Genomic DNA, 5873 nt, shown 5'->3' on the forward strand with positions numbered 1-5873 from the left:
GGATAAAAAGCCCGCTATATAAATTTTAAAATGCTTTTATCAAAATAAAGAAGAAAATGACTGTACAATCAATCCATACAATCATTTTCTTCTTATTTAATACAGCATTCTTACTCATCTATCGAGAAATAGAATCTTTTTTCAAAATTATCAAACCAATTCTCTATCGCAAACGATAACTCCATCCTCATCACAATAAACAAAATGACCTGGTACCCACTCAATACCGCCAAACGAAAGTGTTACATCGCGATCTCCTTGTCCTCTTTTCACGCTTTTTAAAGGGTTTGTACCAATAGCTAAAACGCCTATATTCATTTTACCTAACTCAGCACTATCTCTCACGCAACTATTAATAATTACACCGGCAAGCTTTCTTTCTTGAGCAATCTCTCCTAACATGTCACCCATTAAAGCACATTTTCTTGATCCAGCACCATCAACAACAAGGACGCTACCTTCCTCTATTGTTTGCAATGCTTGTTTAACAAGTACATTATCTTCAAATACGCGAACTGTTGCAATTTTTCCAGAGAAACTTCTAACACCGCCATAGGATATCAGTTCTAATTCACAAATTTTTAGTTCCTTACTGTATTCATCACATAAATCAGCTGTTTTAAAATTCGACATTTCCTTCTCCCCATTCTATATATGAATATATATACTTTCTAGAAATATGACGAATAATCCTGTTTTCTCTGATAATTCATAGATTTTGAAGCCACCCTTTCAATCTTTGTTGATCACTGGCTACTAAATCACGTAATTTCGGATTATAAAAAACTGATGCAGGATGAAAGGTAGGAAACAGCAAATAATTTTTATCCGTCCATTGAAAAGCATTATTTTCATCTATATACAAAACTGGTTGTCTAAGGAATTGACCGTGTACTTCCGTCACTTTCATATTCTTGCCTGCTAACCGTTGTAATCCAACATTCCCAAGTGTAACAATGATAGGTGCCTGAACATGCTGAATCTCGTAATCAATAATTGGTGCATGAGCAATAATTTCTTTTAAATTTGGTGGACGATTGTATTTCTTCATTTCTTTTTCACCTTGACGATTGCGTTTCTCACGCCATTTATAAGGACGACTTCTTACAGCGCTTGTTATATATACATCCTCTCTAGTTAAACCTACACCTTCTAGAAACTCCAATAACTTTTGACCAGCTCGCCCGCTAAACGGTATGCCATTTCCTATTTCTGTTTCACCTGGTGCTTCGCCTACTAGCATTAATCTAGGCTTATCAGGGCCACTTCCATAAACAAATCCTTCAACAGGGTTCCCCTTTATTCTTTTTCTAACGATTTCAGCAAGTTCTTCAGGAATTCTCATCTTACCACCCTTTACAACGTATAATTTTTTTATTATACCCTTTTTTTGTAAAGCGCAAAAAACTGACTCCTAAATGTATTAGAGTCAGTTTTATTATTAAAAATTAAAGCCCATTCGTTTCTTCTCAGTTTTCCAAGAACGGTCATTCGCTTTTTGATTATCATTTTTTAATTCTCGACAAACTCGTTCAACATCAACTTGTTTCTCATAATGCCATTGAAGAGCTAAAGAATTATACACTTCATTTAAATCAGCGAAAGAGAATCCTTCTGCATGTTCAGCAATTTGATTTACATCTTCTTCTGTTAAGAAATGAACTAAATTTTTTGCTTTTAAATAATTGATACGCATTTCTTTTGTTGGCATCGGAATTTCATAAGCTCGATCGAATCGACCAGAACGATTAATAAGCGCTGGATCAATCTTTTCTGGATAATTCGTTGTACCAATTAAGAAAATTCCTTCCTTTGAGGTTGCTCCATCAAGTGTGTTCAAGAAGAAAGAACGTACATCCTCTGGCATCGAATCAATATCTTCAATCACTAATACCATAGGCGCCATTTTAGCTACAGAAGAAAATACTTCCCCAATTGAATAACTTGAAGTAAATTCTGTGATTTGCCAATAGGCAACAGGTGCAGAAATACTTTGAGCAATTGATTTTACCAACGTAGTCTTTCCGTTTCCTGGATCACCGTATAATAGAATACCTCGTTTATAAGGAATATTATACGTTTGAAAAAATTCTCCGTTATTCATAAAGAACTCATCTATAGAACGGTAAATTTGTTTCTTCATTTCCTCTTCTAGAAAAACATCATCACGTGTCACTAGATTCGTTACTTTTTCTTTTTCCGTTTCTACATCCCCATCAGTATCAATAAACACCGTTACATAATCTTTAATATATTCGCGTTTTCTTTGAAGCACATAATCCAAAAAGGCTTGCATATGCTCATTGCTAGGTGCAAAAATACAATCATGATCTCTATCATCATGCGCCTTAAAAATAGAAAATTGACCAAGAGCCACTTTGAACTTAGAATAATAAAAAAGATTATTCACTATGCTAGGTTTAATAACAAATTCCATTTTCTTATCAGTATGATTAGATGAAATCACTGCTGTTTCAATGCAATCATAAATTGGTTTCAATAACTGTACTGCATCATTATTAAACTCCAAATCTTCTTGAAGCACTTCCCAAATCTCATTCGTTGTATCTGTATCAGAGAAAATGATAAAATCTTCTCCGATTTCTTTATTTAAATAATTCTTCACAGCATATACAGCTGCTCCGTAATCATAATACATTGGCATTTCATTAATGTTTGTATCTGAAAATTTTATAATACTGTTTTTTGTCATTCAATCTGCGTCCTTTTCATTATATGTAATCATTTTCTTACTATTATAGCTTATCATAATCTTGTATAAATAACAGATAAACGCATTTTTCCCCTAAGCGTTGACGAACTGTTCATTTTATTACTATACTTCATAGAGGAAATTATAGAATATAGGTGAAAATTAATGGATTTTGGAGTACTATTCCTTTCATTTTACGTCATTCAAATGGAAAATGACGACAGCAATAAAATGATCAAGCATTATCAAACTTTAGATAAAAATGAATATGAACAAAGTTCCCTTAGCGAATTTCTAGATGGAGAATTAAAAAAAATTTCAAAACGAAAAGTAGAAAAACACCCAAAAGCAGAAAATGTACCAACAAAGCTCGGGTACTTCGTAGTAGAAGATGGCTTCGAACTCGCATCAAACCCAAACTTCGTACTCTTTAACAAAACCTGCTTTGCCGAAACGAAAGAAGCATTTCATGAAAACGCAGAGAAATTCGTTCAACTATATGCCGATACAAGCAGCGTACGAGGCGGCGTCTTCATCGTTGCATCCGCTAAGCTAAACAAATATTTCGATGAGCCATTTTTGTTCATTTTAAAATGTGACTTCGAACCAAAAGTAGCTTCCATCTCTGATGAGAAAACGATGATTAAAACTGTTGAAATGGCCATTACAACCAAAAACATGAAAAGTATTATGTACCCTCACATGCCCGAAGAAGGCATGGTCGAAGAAGGCGAACTCAAAATCCACCAAGCATCTCATGCCCGCTACTTCGAAGATTTTCTTAAGTATGTGGATTACAATGAACCAATGCCTGAAATTATGAAAAATCAAGTTATGGAAATGGTTACTGAAACGATTCTAGAATCACTTGAAGATGAAAGTGAAGAGTTCAAACAGTTTGAACAGGAAATGGAAGTATGGAGTGTCAGCGATAAACGAGAAATTAAAGAACAATTAGAAACACACCAAATTGTTGAAGCTACAGCGTCCATGATTGAAATCACACCTGATTTGGAGCTACGAATGAAGCTTGACCATGTTGGTGTGAATGGCATGTTATCTGATTTTGGAGAGACGGTTCATGTCGCTAAACTAAATGGAAAATATGTGACGATTATTGAATCTGATACGATTACTTTTGAGAAGACGGCAAGTCCGATTGAGTTTTTGAAGCCGGATGAGTTGGATGTTGTGATTGAGCGATTGCGGAAGAGAAACGAGTGATTGGAAATGAAAGGAAATTGAAGAAAAACAGGGAAAACAAGTCCATTTCTTATTAAAGTATGACCACGTTTATGACCACGCACTTATATTATAATTGGGGTACTTGTTAATAAATCAACCACTACAATTCAACGTAGTGGTTTTCTTTTGGACATTTTTGTCCGAAAGTGACTACAATACAGATTTGGACAGTCATAACATTCCCCTTTAAAGGTGAAGTGCATTAAGAAATGCATACAATGCATATCACCTTTGTAGGTAGTAACAAAACGTTACCCCATCCTACCAATCTTATAATTAATATTCTGAATACCCTTACCTACCCCAATTCAAATATGGATTCTGAGACCATTCAATGACCCAATTTGATAGTAGTGAATTTGAAGTACTAAATACCTTTGATGTAAACATATCTTAATTCTGATAATATTTAATCATAATAACATTTAGAATTTTCAGGAGGATTGTAGTTTGAGACAATTATTTCTATTACTTTTGACACTACTACTTTTAGTTGGATGTTCTAATATTTCCAATGCAACTGACAAACCAAAAGAAAAAATGTTAGAATCATTAGGACTAGATCGTTCAAAAGTCTCTGAATTTTTCGGAAGTGAAAGTAATGATTATACTTATACTGAGAACTCTTACAACATATCACTCTTATTTGATGAAGACACAGCATTCCTAAAGATGAAGATTGAAAAAGCAAAAGCTAATAGTAATACAGAAGAGGAAACAATTTCTGAAGTAAAAGTTGAAGAACCTATAATAGAGGAAGAATTTGTGGATGAAACTGAAGAAAATGAATCAATTGACACAAGTACGTTCGTGTATGCTGAGTCAACAGATGTTACAGATGCATTGGAACTAAAATAACCACATTACTGTTTTTGTAGATATGTCAAAAGAACTTACGCCAGCAATAGCTACACAACATGTATTTAATCAGACTTATGATTTTTTAAAACAAGAAAAGTTGAAAGCAGCGAAAACAGTTACAGTTGCAATCAGACAAAATGATATAAAAATTGTGCAAATTGAAATTGATATGGATAAGTTTATACCTACCAATAATCCAAACGAGAACAAAACTAAAACGGTAACTGCAGCTTCTACAATCGCAAAGATGCCTGATGATGTTAAACAGTATGGTACAAGTACTGGGTTATGGTAAAAAAGTACATTTAGCCCCTTCTCAAACGAGTTGGGGCTTTAATTATAAATCTTAATGAAACAGATGATCTCTTTAATTATGGTATCTTTATAAATAGATATTTTTCACAAATTTTAAATCTATAGGGGACGAAAAATTGGAGAAAATTTTATACATAATAAGTCTTATAAGTAATTTTTTTATGTTTAATTACTTTATTAAATCAACAGTAAACATACTAGAAATAGACAATTACTTAATTGGTTTATCAATATTACTAATGTTCCTTTTACCTTTTATTACAACAGAATTTACATTTCACTACCTAAAAAAACAAAAATAAGCCCCTCAGAATTTTGAAGGAGTTTTACTTTTACATCAAACCACGAGACTTAGCGAATAAAGAAGCACCCATAAAAGGGTGCATATAATTACCAATCCCTACAATCTTTTCTTTTTACACAATCGTGTTCACTTTCAGAATCAATCTTAAAACAACTTTCATGTACTACATGGTGTTTGTGATGATGTTTATGTTTAGTACTTTCATGTTGTTCATGATGTAGTACATGTTGTTCATGATGGTGATGATGATGACCACAACCACTATCATGACCTTCAACCACTGTCTCATAAACATCTCTTTCGTATACTGGATATTCATGTTTATGCTTTATCACTGTACGGTGTACATGGATGATCTCTTTAGGATGAACATGTTTAACTACTCGTTCCTGTGTTCTTGTTCTTACTTCAGTCTCAGTAGGACAAGTGATAATT

At 33.4% G+C, this 5873-nt stretch carries 7 protein-coding genes; 3 read left to right on the plus strand and 4 right to left on the minus strand.

All coding sequences use genetic code 11. The features are described from left to right. Positions 1–150 precede the first annotated feature (150 nt). The 3 genes from rraA to V7014_RS20400 form a co-directional block, all read right to left on the minus strand. Positions 151–633 carry a ribonuclease E activity regulator RraA gene (gene rraA / locus V7014_RS20390; RefSeq protein ID WP_335509763.1) on the minus strand — a complete coding sequence of 161 codons (483 nt, stop codon included), beginning with the start codon at positions 631–633 and terminating at the stop codon, positions 151–153. A gap of 76 nt (positions 634–709) precedes the next feature. Further along, positions 710–1345, minus strand: a complete 636-nt coding sequence (locus V7014_RS20395; protein WP_335509765.1) for a uracil-DNA glycosylase — start codon at positions 1343–1345, stop codon at positions 710–712. Between the two features lie 96 nt (positions 1346–1441). Further along, positions 1442–2713 carry an ATP-binding protein gene (locus V7014_RS20400; protein WP_335509767.1) on the minus strand — a complete coding sequence of 424 codons (1272 nt, stop codon included), beginning with the start codon at positions 2711–2713 and terminating at the stop codon, positions 1442–1444. A gap of 165 nt (positions 2714–2878) precedes the next feature. Here V7014_RS20400 and V7014_RS20405 point away from each other — a divergent pair, with 165 nt between their 5' ends. From V7014_RS20405 to V7014_RS20415, 3 genes are all read left to right on the plus strand, one after another. Next, positions 2879–3937, plus strand: a complete 1059-nt coding sequence (locus V7014_RS20405; protein WP_335509769.1) for a DUF3900 domain-containing protein — start codon at positions 2879–2881, stop codon at positions 3935–3937. Positions 3938–4408: 471 nt separating this feature from the next. Continuing rightward, on the plus strand, positions 4409–4816 hold the full coding sequence (locus V7014_RS20410; RefSeq protein WP_335509771.1) for a hypothetical protein: 408 nt from the start codon (positions 4409–4411) through the stop codon (positions 4814–4816). Positions 4817–4838: 22 nt separating this feature from the next. After that, the gene (locus tag V7014_RS20415) at positions 4839–5114 is read left to right on the plus strand and encodes a hypothetical protein (RefSeq protein ID WP_335509773.1); all 276 of its coding nucleotides are present in this window, start codon (positions 4839–4841) and stop codon (positions 5112–5114) included. Between the two features lie 410 nt (positions 5115–5524). Here V7014_RS20415 and V7014_RS20420 read toward each other — a convergent pair. Further along, positions 5525–5873: CotD family spore coat protein (locus V7014_RS20420; protein WP_335509775.1), on the minus strand; the 349-nt coding region annotated here is incomplete at its 5' end.

It is taken from the genome of Bacillus sp. JJ722, assembly GCF_036963345.1.
Lineage (GTDB): Bacteria > Bacillota > Bacilli > Bacillales > DSM-1321 > Bacillus_AD.

Bases quoted from the DNA above. Each gene is read 5' to 3' on its own strand.
- rraA (WP_335509763.1), bottom strand. From the start codon at position 633: ATGTCGAATTTTAAAACAGCTGATTTATGTGATGAATACAGTAAGGAA.
- V7014_RS20405 (WP_335509769.1), top strand. From the start codon at position 2,879: ATGGATTTTGGAGTACTATTCCTTTCATTTTACGTCATTCAAATGGAA.
- V7014_RS20395 (WP_335509765.1), bottom strand. From the start codon at position 1,345: ATGAGAATTCCTGAAGAACTTGCTGAAATCGTTAGAAAAAGAATAAAG.
- V7014_RS20400 (WP_335509767.1), bottom strand. From the start codon at position 2,713: ATGACAAAAAACAGTATTATAAAATTTTCAGATACAAACATTAATGAA.
- V7014_RS20415 (WP_335509773.1), top strand. From the start codon at position 4,839: ATGTCAAAAGAACTTACGCCAGCAATAGCTACACAACATGTATTTAAT.